Origin of the sequence: Polaromonas sp. LjRoot131 (genome assembly GCF_964252805.1) — a bacterium.
Classification (GTDB): Bacteria; Pseudomonadota; Gammaproteobacteria; order Burkholderiales; family Burkholderiaceae_C; genus Polaromonas.
Window position 1 is genome coordinate 453,457 of sequence record NZ_CAXUPF020000003.1, and the last position, 16,857, is coordinate 470,313.

Here is a 16,857-nt window from a genome sequence, read left to right on the forward strand (position 1 = left end):
GATGCTTTGGACCGGGGTTGGCGCCGCTATGTGACCGAAAAGACTTGGTCTTAAGAGGCCAAACTAGGGGAGCTGCTGTTTTCTTAGGCCAAAGCAGCCTCAAGAGCCGGTTCGTCCACGATGTCACCGGGCTCGAAGAGGCCGGCCTCCTCGATCTTTGCTCGGGCTGCGGGGATGTCGGCTACGAACATAACCACAGCCAGATCGCGTGTAGCGCGTGAACAGCAAACATAGAAGAGCCGTCTCGTGCGCTCAACAACGTTGTCGATGCCCTCGGCGATGTTTTCATTGTCCGTTCTTGAGAGTGCAGTCATACCAAAGTACTTCTCATAGGAGAAATGTCTTTGTCCTTTGCCTTCCTCGTCATCGATTATCACGAGCACTCGCTCGAACTCTGCACCCTTGACTCCTTGCTGGGTGGCAAACGGCGAAAGATCCTCAAGGTAGTGACGGTAGCCGGTTAGCTCGGCGACACCGCAGTTCAGTAGGGCTGTCACGGGAACCACTTCAGGGTCATCATCAATAACGAGCGCCGCGGGATCTGCGTCGAGGTACTTTGTCCATGCATCGTCGAGCTGCAGTATTCGGGCATGAGAAGCATAGGCGAGGACATCCCTAAGGGTCGCGTTGTTCGACCGCATTATTTGGACCAGCTCTGTGGTGGATGCTCGCAACCCCGCCAGGACTTCTGGGGCATCCGCGCCGGACAGGCCCGCCGGACTTAGCAACGGACATTCGGAGCGCAAGAGCGTCATCACATCGAAGTTGCGGTTCTCGCGCACCGCCATGGTCAACGGCAGCAAGTAGGTCAGGAAAGGACGGAGCGGCCATGCAGTGCCGTCCTTCAAGCCTTCCTTGATGCTTGAAGGCGCGTCGTCATTCAAAGCCGCATACAGGTTGGGGAAGCCGAGCCGGGTTGCAGCCATACGGTGCACGACGACCAGTGCCCGGACATCAGCCGCGCGATCCTCACTTACCCAAAGATCATCGTTGTTACGCCGTCGAATCCATTCTCGAACTTTTGCCAGCTTCGCTGAGCGGTGATCATCGGCGGAGAGCAGAAACATTCGCGCGGATCCTTCGACCACGACTGGGGCGCCGTCGACTGACGTCATACGGCCGCGCGTTTGAACCAAGCCATCGCCCGGTTGGCGAACTGCGTTCACAATGCGTAATACGCGGCTCGGACACCTAAAGTTCTCGGGCTTGGTGACCCGTCGCCAATCGCCGGGGGCATCGATCGCACCGGCGCCGTCCATGTAGATTTTCTGCATGGGGTCGCCGAAAAATCCGAGGCAGAACTCCACAGGAGTGGTCTCGGCTATGCGACGAAAGGCGGCCACAATTTCAGGCTTGGTGTCCTGGCTCTCATCTACGAACAGCAAAGGATACCGGCTCGCAATGACGTCGCGGAGCAACTGACTCTGCTGGATCAGATCTACGGCCGCCGCAATGACGTCGGTGTGGCCAAGGATGCCACGCGTGAAGTCGCTGCCCGCACCATACGAGAAATGGGTTCGATGCTCTACTGTCACCAGCTGATGCCGGTAACGAGCGATGTCACCGATCAGACGCTCCCGGGTCGCCGCTTGCGTCCTGGGCCTGTCGTGGTGCTCCTGTGCATCGGCGATTTTTTCGTGGATCCGCGAAATCATCCAGGCCTTCAGATTGACCTGGAACGGCCGGATCACAGTCCATAAGAAGCTGTGAATAGTCGAAACATGGAACAACGAATCGTTCCCCACGTCGCCCCAGATTTCCTTGACCGCCACGTCGGTGTAGGTGATGCAGGCGACTCGCTGGCTGCGAATCTTGAGCTCTGTTCTTCGAGTCCGCCCAAGATGAGCTAGAGCCTTTACAAGCGACGTCGTCTTCCCCGAGCCGGCCCCGGCGACCATCACGAAGCTGCGTTGGGGCCGCTCGTCCAGGCAAGCGCGCAGTTCCAGATCTGCCTGCGTGTCAGGCTGGCCGACGCGCTTAGTCATACTGCAGCATCCGCGTTGCCCGCTTGAGGTTCCGGCACAAGCGCGGGAGGAGGGGCGACCTGCTCCTCAAGCCATTGAAGGCCCTCGGAGATGTAGCCAGGCACTGTCCATGCAGCGGGATCTTGGGCCAGCAGCGCGAGCGCAAAATCAGTCTTATGGAAGCTTGCGTTCTTAACTTTCCTATATAAGCTACGCGCAATGGAATCAACATCCAGCGTGTTGCAGCCCTTGACGCGTAAACCGAGGTGTTTTCGGTCGGGATCTTGGCACCACGCCAGATTCTGCAATGCGAAAGCTTCCTCTAACGTCCTGCCGGTCTTAAGCTCCATCGTTCCGCGCCAAGTCACCTCAACCGGGGTCTGGTAAGAAACTCGCACGAGCGCGTCGCTAGCTATCACGCGCGGCTGGATGCGCTGATCAACGGTGGCAGCGAGCAGCTCAGCGATACTCCTGCGCCCCGGAAGCCACTTGACCAGCGTTTGATTGGACGTGAGCGCTCCAATCTCATGGACCATGCATGCCTTTCGTCCACGACGAGCCACCTCCGCTTCTTCTGCCTCTTCGTCGCCGTCAGGGGCTGAGTTGGGATCGTCCTCATCGATCGGCTCGTGTCCCGCAGCTGCTGCTGCGAAGCCTGCCGCCGGTGGCAATACGCTGTCGATGTCTGTCACGATGAGGGATGTCAGGCCTAGAAAGTCGATCAAGTGTTTGAATCGATGGCCGAACGCGCCGCCGATCTCAAGAATGCTCAGATAGGTCGACTGCAGCCGTGGTGCGGTCTTGGCGATCATCTGCGGCATCAACAGACGTTCGACACTACCCTCAACCAAGATGGCAGCATCGGCGAAGAATAGGTCGCAATGCGTGAGCCTTAAATAGCGCTCAAGAAAATCTCGAGTGCGATCAGTCGGATCGTCAGGATCATTGGCCGTCTCGTAAAAGGCCGCCAGGCTCAGGACCTGGGAGCGCTGGACTCCTGCATCGGCGGTCCGGCGAAAATACCTAATGGGTCGAAAACCGCGTTCGAAGAGTACGTGCGGTGAATGCGTTGAGACCACGAGTTGGCTGGTGCAATACGGCCTGTCTTCCGCCGACACCGCCAGAATGTCAAGCACTTTGCGGATGAAAACCTGTTGCAGTTGCGCATGCAGGTGTGCTTCCGGTTCCTCGATAAAGATTAGGTGGAGGGGTGGACGGTTCTCTTCGATGTCTAGCCATCGGGCATGAACATCGAGCAGCTCGACAACCATGTAGATCAAGTTTTTAAAGCCAAGGCCGTTATAGCGATCAGGCAAGGTCGCCCCGCCGCCCGCGCGACCCATGGGTCCTACCGCGTAATGGACACGAGCCCCTTCGTTGCTGCTTAGGATCGTTGCCGGATTCAGGGCAGTCTTGATCAGCAGCCGAGGATTGTGGACGCCGGGATATCCAAGATCGGCCAGGCGCGCAAGCGTGGGACCGAAGACGCGCTCCAAGTGATCGTTCAGCAATGTTTCGGATTGCGACAATGCCTGCTGGGCCTCATAGTCTTCACCACGCTTTTCGAGGTTTCTCTCGTAGAAACGACTCAGACAGCGGGACAGATCTTCTGATCGCGCACCCCCATTGGAGTCTGACAAATGACGCTGGGCATGCAGAAAGTCGACCTTGACGAGGCTGGTCAGCACATCTTTGCCGCTGCGGCCTTTGTCAGGCATTAGTCGCAGCGGCACATAGTCCTCAGCGGGTTGCAAATTGGCGCCGAACTGCGCGCTGTCGAGAACGTAGTAACGCAGCTCGAAATCGTGCCGCATGTGGTCGCCAGTGGAGGCTTCTAGGTAGTCGCAAAGGGTGCGCGGCTGTGGGTTGTAGCCACCGTTGGCCGGAGCTGGCACCGCGTCAGCCGGAGCTTGAGCTTCCCCTGCGGCTTGCGCGTGAGCGAGCCGTGCTCGAGTTCGGGCCTCTTGAAAGCTGCCTTTTAACGCCAAGGCGTCTGAGGCCGCCAATTCAACCCGAACCCCGACGCGGCTGCCTTGCCAGGTCAAACTCGGCAACAGATCCACAACTCGATGCAGATCGGCGGGCTGGACGCTAAACCAAATGTCTATGGAAATGTGCGGCAGTTCGGTGCCTGGTGTCCCTTCCCCAAAAGCGTTGATGGCATCCCAGCATTCAGAACTAAAGTCGTGAAGCGAGAACCGTTCTCTCGAAGCCGCAGTGAAGAGTTGCAATGCATGCGCTGCTGACGTCTTGCCGCTGTTGTTTGCCCCGACGAATATGGATATGTCCGACGCAAGATCGATGCGGGCATCCTGTAGGCGCCGGAAGTTGCGGACCCAGACGGTTTCAATATGCATAGTCCCCTCTTATTAATGACGTTTCGTGTCCCGTTCTCACTCGTATCGCTCAGTAGGGCTACGCACGGTACAGATAGATCGAAGTCGTAATTGCCTTTTAACTGTAGCCGCACATCCATGGAACGGCCACCGGAACCTTGACATCTCGCGCAGGCCGAGCGTCCATAACAGCTCATGGCGTCCCCAGCCATATCTAAGATAGTGACAGGTGGTCCCGCTAAGCACCTCCTCTATTTAGAGGATAACAAGGGCGTTCGCAACATCGCCATTTGAACCTCACGGAATGCGAACGCGTAGGCTCCAGGCGGAGCTCCGAAAAATCCGAGTCAGCCGTATAGGTACAACGTTGTCGCCAAAGCGAAAATGGAGCCCTAGTGAGGGTTGCATGGTTGCTTGCAACAAAGTAAAGATAGTTGTCTACTATGGATTTGGACGGAGTGGCATGAACCCCGGCATTCATTGGCTATTTTTGGCGCATAGGCGCATGTACTGTCGAGCCAATTTCAGCATCCTGAACGCAAGCAACGTAATGTTTTGCGGACTTCGCTGCGGGGTGCTCCATTTTCGACCGTTCCACGAAAACCTTAACGGCGAATAGTGAGCGCAGTCAAGACAATTGCTCAGCTGCGGCAGCTGCGAGAACAGCCGCTGTGGAGGCTGCTGGCCTCAGATAAGGCTCCGATGGTCTTAGGGGTGCTGCAAGATCTGCTGCTGGGGGAGGAGAAGGTCGTTTCCGCTTCGGTGCTGCTCGAAAAATTACAGCAAGAGTTGCTGCTACTCAAAAGCGCCGGAGAGGACATGGCGCAGACGGCCCAAGCGTATTTGGCTCTGTGGTTGTCGGAGGGATGGCTTACGCGGCGCCTGCCCGCCGGCGCCCAAGAGGAGCAATACGAACTTACAACGGACGCGGTCACTGCCATCCGCTTCCTGCAAGGTGTCCTACAGCCTCGCGCCATGGCCACGGAAAGCCGGCTGGCCATTGTTATGCAGCAGCTCACGAAACTGGCTGAGGACACTAACCCCGACCCGAGTAGCCGACGCTCTGCTTTACTAGCCGAGCGCGCCCGAATCGACCGGGAGCTCGAGCAGGTGGGACGCGGGATAGTTGAGACGCTGCCCGCCGAGCGCGCGCTGGAACGCGCTCGGGACATCATCGGCTTAGCTGATGAACTGGTGGCAGACTTCCGGCGCGTACGAGAGGACTTCGATCAGCTCAATCGACAGCTCCGCGCCGACCTGTTGAACAATGAGGGTAGTCGCGGTCAGGTTCTGGAGCAGCTGTTTGCAGGCATGGACCTCATTGGCGAGACACCTGCAGGAAAAACCTTTTACGCCTTTTGGCGACTACTTACGGACATCGAGCAGGCCACCATCTTCTCTGAGTCGCTCACAGAAGTGGTCACGCGCGACTTTGCGAGCGAACTTGGTGCCGGCGAAAAAAAGTTCCTTCGAAATTTGACAAACAGATTGCTCGACGAGGGTGGGAACGTACACGAGGTGCTGCAGACGTTCTCGCGCAGCTTGCGTAACTTTGTCCAGAGTCGGGAATATCAGGAGCAGCGACGTTTCAGTGCTCTTTTGCGAGTGTCCCAACGCGACGCCTTGTCCATCAAGGAGCATATTCGACCCAATCAGGATGTTGGCTTCTCGTTATGGCTGCCGAGCGCCCAGTTGCGGTCGGCGGCTCAATGGCGGCTCTACGATCCGGCAGACCGTGCTGCGCCTGGCGGTATGGAGGACGCCCCCGAATCAAGCATGAGTCTGCAAGATATCGCGAGCATGGTTCGCAACTCCGAGATCGACTTCGGTCTTTTGCGCCGCAACATCTACGAGTGCTTGCAGCATTCCCCAGTGGTAGGCATTGAGGAGTTACTGCGGGTCTATCCGGCCAGTCAAGGGCTGGGGTCGGTTGTTGGCTACATCCATCTGGCCCTGCGCTACGGACAAGTGACCCCTAGCATTGCACAAGTGAACTGGACGGGCATGGATGCGGTTGCGCGCAGCGCGGTCGTCCCGGCCGTTTACTTCCTGAAGGAAAAAGAACATGAATTCGCCCGCTGACACAGATTCAGACGACTTCGACTATAGCGACCAGGGGGAGGACGATGTTGCTCTGGAAAATGAGGCACGTTTTGCGGGCGATACGGGCACGCTGCCGATACCGGCGCGCCGCGTGCTGGTTCGTCTTTTGCAAGGCCCCTCCCTGGACGCCCGCCGGCACGAGAAGCTCTGGGGCGTCTTCAAGCGGTATGAAAGAGACCTCAAGTCCCGTCTGCACGACATCTTCCTGGAGCTCGTTGTAGACAATGAGACCAAGGTAGCGTTTACGCGTCAGGTTGTCTCCGATGAGGTCGAGGTGCCTATACTGCTGCGCAAGCAGAGCCTGAGCTTCCTCGAATCGGTGCTGCTGCTCTTCCTGCGGCAGAAGTTCACCCATTCCGACGCGCAGGCAGAGCGGGCGGTCGTCGATCAACTGGAAATGACCGAGTACCTGAAAGCCTATGAGCGCAGCGACAACGTCGATATGTCCCGCTTCGGACGCCAGACCGAAGGTGCCATCGAGAAGGCCAAAAAGCTAGGCGTGCTTCTGAAGTTGCCTGGCGCAGAGGACCGTTTCGAAATCTCAGCCAGCCTGCGACTGCTGTTTCCCGCGGAGGAAATCCAGGCCCTCACTGAGGCCTACCGGCGACACCTGCCGGCGGATTCCGTTTCTACGGCGGAGGGGCCGCTTTGATGGATACCATCACCATCGCTGGGGAACTGTCTCCTCCCGCTACGCTCCGAGCCGCCATGGCACTTCATCCTGGGCGGGAATTTCAGTTCCAGCTTCGATGTATCCAGACCTATAACTGGGGCACATTCGACAAGCTGCGGGAAATCCACATTGCGTCGCAAGGCCACCTGGTGCTTGGGCCATCAGGTTCAGGTAAATCGACGCTTCTGGATGGCCATACCTCCCTACTGACACCTCCGCGCTGGTTGGACTTCAATACTGCGGCCCGCAGCTCCGAAAAGGGCTCAGGCGACCGCAGCCTCGCCACCTATGTTCGAGGTGCATGGGCTACGCAGACCGGAGAGGAGGGCGAGAAGGTCAAACGCTACCTGCGTACGGGAACCACTTGGTCCGCTATTTCAGAGACTTACCAGGATGGAACCGGTCGCACAGTCGTGCTCGGACGCATTCTCTGGATCAAGGGGAACGCATCAGCGGAGTCAGATGTACACAGGCTATTCTTCATCGCGACACATGAGTTCAACTTGCGGGAGCTCGAGTTTTTCAAAGACGAGGGTGCCGGCTTCGAAGTTAGACGACTAAAGGCGAAGCTTTCGGATCTATATTTCACGGATGAATTCGGTGCCTATGAGACCCGTTTCATGCGTCTGTTCGATATTAAAAGCGACCGTGCGCTGCGCTTACTGCACAAGACCCAGTCCGCCAAGGATCTGGGCGACTTGAACAAATTTTTACGCGACTTCATGCTGGATCCCCCGGAGACTTTTAAAGTTTCTGACACCCTGGTTAATGAGTTCCAGGTTCTCCACGCTGCGCACGAGGCTGTCCTCACGGCGCGCAACCAGATTGACGCGCTTCGTCCGGTCCGTGATGGTCTTACCGCGTATGAACAGACGAAATTGCTGCTATCGCTGTTGGCTGAGGAAAAGGTCGGGGTCGAGTACTGGCGCGAGCAAAACAGAAACGAGTTGCTGCTGACGCAAATTCGAGAGTTGACGATCAAGTGGGAGGGCCTTGAGGCGAGTATTGAGGAACTCAAAACAAGGGACAGGCGGGAAGAAGACGACTTCAACGCGCTTCTGACGATCCGGGCCGGCGCCGGTGGAAATGTGCTTGCGCACCTGCAGGCGCAGGTAGAGCAGGCTGAGCGTGTCAGGGTGCCTGACGTATCCGCCAATCACCAGCGCATGGTGTTGAGTTGCAAGGCACTAGATTGGGCGCTACCAGCGTCACCGGAGACGTTCGCAATCGCCCAGTCCGAGGCGCGTGTGATCTTCGAAGGGCGCGAAACGATGGCCGACCGTCATGAGAAGTTGCTCGATGACAGAAAGAAGGAAAAAAATGCCTTGGATGAGCGTTTCGCCGCGCTCCTGAAAGAAATCCGCGCGATGGAAGGTCGTACGTCCAACCTGCCGGCGCGCCTTCTCGAAATTCGCGAGCGCATGTGTCACGACCTTGGCATCCCCGAAGAGGAACTGCCTTTCGTTGGTGAGCTGCTTCAGGTCAAGGCCAAGGAGAGCCAATGGACGGGCTCCGTCGAACGGGTGCTTGGGGGCTTAGCGCGAGATATTCTTGTTGAAGAGCGCTACTACAGCGATGTCGCCGCCTGGGTAGACCGCACCCATTTGGGTTTGCGTCTTGGCTACCGCCGTATGGCGGGTCGGGCCACCCAGAGTTCGACAGCCCAACCAGCCGCCAATTCCTTGCTGCGGAAGCTGGATATCGCGCCGAAACACAAGGACTGGCTCAGTGAAGAGTTGCGACGGTTTGACTACGCATGCGTCGATACCGCCGAGGAATTGCGAAAGCTCGAGCGCGGCGTCACCTTGGCCGGTCAAGTCAAGCACAACCGAAGCCTTCACGAGAAGGACGACTCCCGCCGCGTGAATGACAGAAGCAACTGGGTTCTGGGTTTTTCAAACGCGGAGAAGCTGCAGGCCTACCAAGAAGAGTTTTTCACGCTACAGGGCGATGTTGACAAGGCTGAAAAGGCACTTGAGCAGGCGCGCGAGACCGCGAAGAATGAGAGCAGGCAGGTCGAACATTGTCAGAATTTGGTGAATCTCAGCTGGGAAAATAGCAACATTGCAGCTTTGCTTGACGAGATCCGGTCGCTCAAAGCACGCATCGAGCAGGAGTTCAAGGCGAGGCCCGAGTTGTCCGAGTTGGACAAGAAAGTTGGTTTGCAGCGCAAGGCTTGGGACAAAGCGCGCAAGGCCTTGCTAGATGCCCAGGGCGACGCTGTTGGCGTGAGGCGGGAGTGTTCGAATGCGCAAAAGCGCGTGGACGAGTTGCCTGCGGAGAAACTCTCGTTTCCGCTGTCGCCCACGCAGAAGGAGCGGCTAGCTGCGCGATTTGAAAAAACGGGCAAGAAAATGACGGTGGATCAGCTCGACTCCGCCTGCACGGCCATGGTCAGAGCTATCGGCGATGAAGAAAGCACTGCAATAGGCAAGACTGCCGATATCAAGCAGGGTATTGAACACAAGCTCTACCTCTTTTGCAACCGATGGACGGCGGAAGCCCAAGGTCTCGACCCGAAGTTGGAATCTGCACCTGACTTCATGGCCAAGCTTCAGCGCTTAGAAACGGACGGCCTCCACGAGTACGTCGCCCGCTTCAAAGCGCTGTTGAGCGAGCAGAGTGACCAGAATTTAGCCGTGCTGCATTCGAAGCTCGACCAGGAACGCCGCAACATCGGCGAGCGCATGGAGCAGGTTAACGACAGCCTTCGCCGGTGCGCGTTCAACGAGAACACCTACCTCAAAATCAATTACGACGACAAGCCCACGCAAGAAGTTATCGAGTTCCGTGGACAACTGAAAGCGGCCCTGAGTCACAGCTTCAAGGACGATGACGACGAGGAGATGGAGAGACGCTTCGCTGCCCTGAACGCTGTTGTGCAGCGCTTGGGTAGCCAGCAGCCTGCCGACGTGAAGTGGCGCAGCTTGGTTTTGGACGTGCGTCAGCACGTGATTTTTTCCGCAACGGAGTTCGATGACACCAGTATCGAGGTGGAAACTTACGATAGCGGGGCTGGAAAGTCAGGCGGCCAGCGGCAGAAACTCACCACCACTGTACTGGCTGCGGCCCTGCGCTATCAACTCGCGGGCGAAGACGGCGTCTGGCCTACCTATTCGACCGTTGTCATGGACGAAGCCTTCGACCGTGCAGACAATGAATTCACTGCGATGGTGATGAACATTTTTAAGAGTTTCGGGTTTCAGGTCGTGGCGGCAACGCCGGTGAAAAATGTAATGGCGTTGGAGCCATTCATTGGTGGCGGGACATTTGTGAGTATTCGCGACCGCAAGCACTCTGAAGCGCTGGCCATTACCTACGTGGATCAGACAGGCCGGCTGGATCTGCCATTTGAGGCCCAAGAGGTTTTGGCCGAGGAACTGACAGCAGATTCTGCCGATGCCCCAGCGGGCGAGCCTGTTGCATGACCGAGCCGAAGCGACTTACACCACAGCAAGTCCATGCTCTTGTTCGCAAGAAATGGGATGCGTACCATTCCAGTTGGCTCGTCTCGCCGCTGGAAGCAACTTGGCCTCTCACGGTGCTCCTTCACGAGCTTACCCAGAAGGACGTGTCCTCCGGCCTTGCAGAGACTCGGAAATGGGTACAGACGTGGCGGGCCTGGGATCCCGGTAGCTGCTCTGTGCAGTGGGTCAGCCGCAGATGGCCGTCGGGGGACCAGGAATTGCCGACGCGGCTCGTCATCCCCTCGGCTGAGGCTGCGGCCGCTTTCCTCGGCCAAAAGTCAGTTTGGGATCGTGCCAAGCGCAGGTACGCCCAATGGTGCGAGCGGTTCCCGAAATTGGCAGGTTCCAAGGCTGCTGCCCGACAAAGCGACGCTGTTCTTGTCGAGTACAGCGATGAGGATTTCCAGCGGCTCAATAGCCTGCTGCAGTGGTTTCTCGATTGTCCCCGTTCAGGTTTATATTTGCGTCAGCTGCCAGTTCCTGACGTTGATACAAAGTGGGTCGAGAGACGCCGTGGTGCCGTTTCCGACTTGGTTCGTCACCTTTTCAATGCGCCCGACACCACTAGCCTGCACCAGGTATGTGGACTTCTGACGGAACCATCCCGGATCCGAATTCGAGTCTTATGCCCTCAGCTTAGGGGCCAGCTGGGCGGGTTATGCGATATCGAGGCTCCAGTTGCCGAGCTCGCTTCGCTCCCTATTCGGCCACGCACCTGCATAGTTGTGGAGAACCAGAATACAGGGATCGCGCTCCCAAACATCGCAGGTGCCGTGGTCTTTATGCGTCTTGGGTTGGCAGTTGATCAACTAGACCCTATCGGATGGATACGCGATGCCTTTCTACAGGTGTATTGGGGCGACCTGGACACGCACGGTTTTGCTGCGTTGGCGCGGGCAAGGCGGCGTTTCCCGGCGATGGTTTCCGTTCTTATGACCGAAGAGACGCTCCTGAGCCACCGGTCGATGTGGGTTCGAGAAGAGAAACCCAGCAAGGTTGAGTCATTTGACAACCTTACGGAGGCGGAATTCGATGTTTATGACGGTATCCGAAGCAACCGTTGGGAACAGCAGGTGCGACTTGAGCAAGAACGGATATCTTGGCCAACTGCGATGGAGCGTCTACTATCAGTCTGTTCCGTATAGGAGTTTTAGCCACGCACTGGGCCTCGCATACGTCGACAGCCGAATCGTGAACCTGGGCGGATCTGCTACCAAAGACGCGATGCAAACGTTGATAGTAAAGTGCGCTGACTATCGATAATGCAATATTGTCGTTGGTCAGCTTTTTGACCGTTTTCGACGACAAAGCGGATTCCGAGTAACCAGACTCAGCGCCTGAAAGCGGTAATTGCGAATTGTCCAAAAAGTCCGGCTTTATCCGAAAACGGTTCTTAAGGGAGCCGATGCCAAGCTCGAACCGCCGCCCATTTGTGCATATCACGGGCGGGGTAAATGGAACACCCGAGTTGATTTGAGGTCAGCAGGTCACTCACGGTGGGGCAAATTTAAGTTGACGCCAACACGCAGTCGCACTTCTTGAATTTCTTGCCAGAACCGCAAGGGCAGGGTTCATTGCGCCCGATCTTGACCCCCGCGAAAATCGGCTTGCTCCTTTGGATTGCCGGAGGATGCCCTCCCGGACGCCACTGAGGTATGGGATTCGCTTTGATTTCCGCTATCAGCTGGCGTTGGTTCGCGAGGGTCAGCCGGGCCTTGGGCGTCAGGCCTGCCTCGTAAGCCTGAAGCCGCGCCATCTCCCGCTCCGCCTCAGAGTACAACCCGCAGTAGGCCAGAACGACGGCGTACTGCGCGCGGACATTCAAGTGTCGATTCAGCAGTTGGTTGTCCACGACCACCGGCATGACGTACAACTCAAGAACCTCGCGCGCGCCGACGAAATCATGTCGAGCTACGAACTCGTCGGCGAGGTCTTGTCCGACTCGTATGAGCGAGTCGATGGCACCGGCCATGTTGTAGAACTTCATGGCATGGATTCGCGCGAAAGGCGCGAGCACGTGGAGCTTGTCGGCCAACATGGCCTTGAGTTCAAGCGCATCCGCGAGTCGCTTGATGTCTGCGTGATCAAGTCCCGGCTTGTTGATGAGTGCCCAGAGCGAAGCATTCTTTGCGCCAACGACCTGCTCGGGGCGAATGCCGAGAACCGCAAACGTCTCGTCTATCACCTGCTCGACCACACCCATGGAGCTTTCGTAGCGCTGAAGACGAAAGAGTGCTGCTGCCGCGTTGTATAGGAAGATGCGTCGGTGGACAGGTTTGTCCGGCAATCGGCTGTCCAACTCGCGAATCGCGCGTCGAACACCGTCCTCGTCGCCTTGATTCGAGTAGTGAAGCATGCGTTTCATCAAGAAGGACAGAACTTCGTCCTCGCCGAGCACGCCGCTGTCGATCAATTGCTCCATCGCCGCCAACCTAGGCGCCAGACGATCCATGTTCCCGAGCTTCATGTCCGAAAAGACAAGACCATCGAGAGCCCAATACCGCTGTTCCGGATCTGATCCGTCTTTGGCGACCAGAGCCTCTAGGCCTTGCCAGACCTCTACGGCAACGCCCATCTCGTGGAACATCTCTTCGCCGATGAGTTCTACCAGCGTCTTGACATCCCCAGTGGCCAGCAGCAGCCGGGTGTAGAGCGAGAAGCGCGCCGTATTGCGATCACGCTCGAACGCCTCGACCATCAGTTTTTTGAGGGCAACGCGAGCCCGTGACGCGACCTCTGCAGGCATGCCTGAAAGGTGCTGGCTCCCTACAATACGAATGGCGTCATGCAGTCTGATCTCCTTGTTGCCATAGATCTCCACGACCCCAGCGGCTCTCAATGCCCGGATCACGCAGGCAACCGCTCGCTCGTCCATCTCAAGGGCCGCGTCCAGCAGCTTGTTGATCTCAGTTGGGAGCAGGCCGATATCGGACAGGCTCAGCACCGCGATTGTCTCTCGCGCGGCGAGCGGGAACGCGCCGAAGACCTTCGCCAAGATGATCTCTTGCGCTGTCTGGGTCAGGTTGGTCAACGCGTCCACGGCGTCGCACATTTGGTCGATACGCCCTCCGTATTCTTCGCGAGCAATCGTCGCGGCACTCCTGACGAACAGAGGCATGCCAGCCGTCAGCATCTTCAGGCGTCCCATGGTGGCTGCATCACCTCGACATCCCCACCCAGCCGCCGCCACCGCCACATCGTCGACACCCCACCCATTCAGCGTTTCCCGCGTCAGGCCCAAAAGGGCTTCGATCTCGGGCAATGTTCCGAGGGGCTGCGCCAGGAGCACGAATTTCAGCGCCGATGTGACATTCACTATGCGTTTGAGGCTCTCGGCCGAAACACGATGCACGTTGTCCAGCACTACGATCGGTGAGAGGCCCTCGCCCTTAAGATAGATGTCCAGCTGGCGCAGTGACTCGACGCCAGTGGCGCCCGGCAACAGGACCTTGCGCACCGCATCCGAGCCAGCGTCGGCCAATTTGGCAGCCAGCTCACGCACCAGTGATAGGGCGAGGGCCTCCCCCGGCGTCTCCGAGCAGTCGAAGTAAGCGCAGTTGTGGCTGCTAAAGGTGGCCGCCTGTGACGCCCATGCGGTCTTCCCTGCGCCCGAGAAGCCGGAAACGATCCGGATCCTGGAACTAGAGTCGATTTTAGGTTCGTTCTCCTGGGGACGGTACTGCTCCGGCGGCGCAGGGAATTCCTGCAGCTGAATCAGGATCTGGTCGAATAGCGTCGGCAAATCCGCGACCACGAAAGTGTGATCCGCATGGGGCGACTCCCCGGCGGCCGCAGCTTGGACGCGTCCAGCCAGTTTCCACACTAGGGAATCAGGCGCGAGCATGGCGAGCGGTACTGCCTCCGCTCGATCGACGCACCATAAGACTGCTTCATCGATGTCTGCCCAAGCCGGCGGAAGTTGACCAAAGTCACCAGAACACACGCGGCCTGGCCACAGGATTTCAACGTCGCCCGCCAGCTTTCCCGTCTCGACCTGTTCAATCAAGGACGGACCCAAGGCGCGGTTGACCACCACTACGAGCGTCGCTCGGCCGGGCCGTCGACCCTGCAGGTGCTCTTGCCGAAGCGCGTCGAATCGTTCCAGAGCCGACTTGATGTCCGCCGGCATGATTGCCTGGCCGCGCGTCTTGACCTGAATGTAAATTCGCCCTGCCGGCGTGACAAGTTCGATGTCCTCGTCACGCTCGATCATCACGGAACTCGCACCGATCTGCCCTGAAGTAAGAAGACACGCGGCAGCATATAAATGCTGATACAGGAAGCCGCGGTGCACCGCCTCAATACGGATCTCTTGGGCTGGATCAAGCGTCTGGATATAGGTCATATGAGCAGAAGACTTGGTTTTCGGTCTCTCAGGTGCTTTCTCCAGCGGTAGCTGATCTTCCCATCTGGAATGTAATACCCATCCTGCCCCACTACTATGGGTGAAACGAGCGTACAAGTCATTCTGAGGCCTGCAGGCCGACCGCACGTCAGCTGACACCGAAGCGATGCGCTCGACGGCCGCCCTTGCGGCGGATCTACTCTATATTAGGCTGCTTCAAACACAAGATGGCGCTGGGCGACGATTCAGCGCCTTGCCCAAGGATCCGATGGATGGTAAAACAACGATTGACGGGCGCGGCCGCGCAGGCCGAAGCTATTCGCGTGCTTACCCTTTCTCGGGTTGGCATCGAATCGTCTCTGGCGCCCTTCGAGCCAAGAAGCACATTCGAGGTCTGGTTCTCGACCTTCCGCGGTATCGAAGAGCTGATCAACCTGCCTGGAGAACTGTGTGGCGAGCCGCTCCTTGAAGAGATTGTGGGTTTGGACCTGCTTGACATGGGCGGAGTGCTCCTGGCATTGCCATCCATCAAAGCAGGCTTGGAGTCCCGCTTCTCCCACTTGGTAGCACAGCGGCTGATGCACACGCTCATTCAGCTGCATGCCATCGTCACATCGTTTGCAACGCACCAGCTGCCTGCAGCTCGGGAAATGGCGACCGTCGGCACGGCCATCGGCTACTTGCAGTCGCGCCGACGACATCTGCTGGCTCTGCTTCACACGATTCCCGCCGTTTGCCGGGGAACTCAGCGATTGCACGAGCTGGACGGCCTCAATCAGTTCCTGTACTTGATCGAGACCGCCGGCCTAGGGACAACGTCGATGCATCAAAACCTGATGCTGGCCCAGGTGTACCCGGACTTCGCTTTGGACGTCGATGAGGTGGGGATCTTGGCAAGCCACAGTTTCAACGGGCTGGACTTGTTGTTTCTGGAGCCTGAGCGAGTGGCTATCACCGAAATGGCCGACGTCGATTTCACCGGAGTCAAACGTGTCCCAGTGAACCGCCGACTTATTTTTTCCAAGGCGGAGCTAGAGAACAATCTCGCGCTCATCGCCGCGGCATACTCGGAGTTCAACCTCCACGACACGTCATATGGTCAGTTGGCCGCGTTCATCCGCAGCTTGATTCCTCTCGTTGTTGAAGAGTATTTCGTTCGGCTGCCAGTCAAGCGCTTCGACGAGTTGTGTTCAGAGAAAAAGCTATCCGATACCCTCAGAAAAGCGCTTGTTGTTGAAGGCTCCGACTACGTCGACAACACCAGCACCTACGCGCCGTTCACTCGCATCGGCTGCGACCTGGTCACTTCGGTTACCTTGCTCAGTCGATTCGCGAACCACTGGAAGAATGTTTGTCTGAACCGCGTTCGTCGATACCAGATCCGTTCCGGATTCATTTTCGAGAAGTCGGTCAAAGCTGCGCTGCGGACGCAAGGGTTCGATGTCACGGAGATCAAAAGAGTCGGACGCGCCGAGTTTGACGTCGTTGCGACGCTAGATGATGTGATCTACAACGTCCAGTGCAAGAACAACCTCGTCGACTTGAATCGGATCGAGGCCGACATGCGCAGGTTTGTCCGTTACAACGGTTCCCTTGACCGGGCCTACCGGAAGGCCCTCGAGAAGGAGCGCGGTCGCGAGCAGGTGCTCCTGGGGGAGTTGGGTCTGACAGCGATCAAGCATTTTGTTCTGAGTCGCTTCCCAGTCGCAACACAGAACCCCCGCGTTTTGGCCTACGGCGAGATCTCGCGATTCAGGGCTTTGGCAGTGGCCGTGTAGTGCTGTCGTTCGCGAATGACCGGTCTCAGCACATATATTTGGCGCCACAGCTGCTGCAGGACTTTGCGAATTAACACCCTGTACAGGCTGGGATCGGACTCAAGCTAGGCAGTGACCACGGCTTGAGAATATTCAAATAAATCGTGCTACGCGCAGACACTTGCAGAAAGGCCGTTCATCCGGCAGTCAGC

General features: G+C 57.6%; 8 protein-coding genes. 5 read left to right on the forward strand and 3 right to left on the reverse strand.

Annotated features, from left to right (window positions below):
* Positions 1-83 precede the first annotated feature (83 nt).
* Both ACSQ27_RS16800 and ACSQ27_RS16805 read right to left on the reverse strand, forming a co-directional pair.
* The gene (locus ACSQ27_RS16800; RefSeq protein WP_436156636.1) at positions 84-1,985 is read right to left on the reverse strand and encodes a UvrD-helicase domain-containing protein; all 1,902 of its coding nucleotides are present in this window, start codon (positions 1,983-1,985) and stop codon (positions 84-86) included.
* On the reverse strand, positions 1,982-4,321 hold the full coding sequence (locus ACSQ27_RS16805; RefSeq protein ID WP_436156637.1) for an ATP-dependent nuclease: 2,340 nt from the start codon (positions 4,319-4,321) through the stop codon (positions 1,982-1,984). Before ACSQ27_RS16805 ends, ACSQ27_RS16800 begins: the two co-directional genes overlap by 4 nt.
* A 597-nt stretch (positions 4,322-4,918) precedes the next feature.
* Between ACSQ27_RS16805 and ACSQ27_RS16810 the strand changes: the two genes are divergently transcribed.
* The 4 genes from ACSQ27_RS16810 to ACSQ27_RS16825 are packed head-to-tail and all read left to right on the forward strand — an operon-like array spanning position 4,919 to position 11,688.
* On the forward strand, positions 4,919-6,382 hold the full coding sequence (locus ACSQ27_RS16810) for a DUF3375 domain-containing protein (protein WP_436156638.1): 1,464 nt from the start codon (positions 4,919-4,921) through the stop codon (positions 6,380-6,382).
* Positions 6,366-7,055, forward strand: coding sequence for a DUF4194 domain-containing protein (locus ACSQ27_RS16815; protein WP_436156639.1), 690 nt, complete (start codon positions 6,366-6,368; stop codon positions 7,053-7,055). Before ACSQ27_RS16810 ends, ACSQ27_RS16815 begins: the two co-directional genes overlap by 17 nt.
* Entirely contained in the window at positions 7,055-10,504 is a 3,450-nt protein-coding gene (locus ACSQ27_RS16820) for an ATP-binding protein (RefSeq protein WP_436156640.1), read from the forward strand. Before ACSQ27_RS16815 ends, ACSQ27_RS16820 begins: the two co-directional genes overlap by 1 nt.
* Positions 10,501-11,688 carry a DUF3322 domain-containing protein gene (locus ACSQ27_RS16825; RefSeq protein WP_436156641.1) on the forward strand — a complete coding sequence of 396 codons (1,188 nt, stop codon included), beginning with the start codon at positions 10,501-10,503 and terminating at the stop codon, positions 11,686-11,688. The genes ACSQ27_RS16820 and ACSQ27_RS16825 overlap by 4 nt, the downstream gene beginning before the upstream one ends.
* A gap of 362 nt (positions 11,689-12,050) precedes the next feature.
* Here ACSQ27_RS16825 and ACSQ27_RS16830 read toward each other — a convergent pair whose 3' ends face one another.
* Positions 12,051-14,888 carry an AAA family ATPase gene (locus tag ACSQ27_RS16830; RefSeq protein WP_436156642.1) on the reverse strand — a complete coding sequence of 946 codons (2,838 nt, stop codon included), beginning with the start codon at positions 14,886-14,888 and terminating at the stop codon, positions 12,051-12,053.
* Between the two features lie 272 nt (positions 14,889-15,160).
* Here ACSQ27_RS16830 and ACSQ27_RS16835 point away from each other — a divergent pair, with 272 nt between their 5' ends.
* Positions 15,161-16,666 carry a hypothetical protein gene (locus tag ACSQ27_RS16835; protein WP_436156643.1) on the forward strand — a complete coding sequence of 502 codons (1,506 nt, stop codon included), beginning with the start codon at positions 15,161-15,163 and terminating at the stop codon, positions 16,664-16,666.
* The last annotated feature ends 191 nt before the right edge of the window (positions 16,667-16,857 follow it).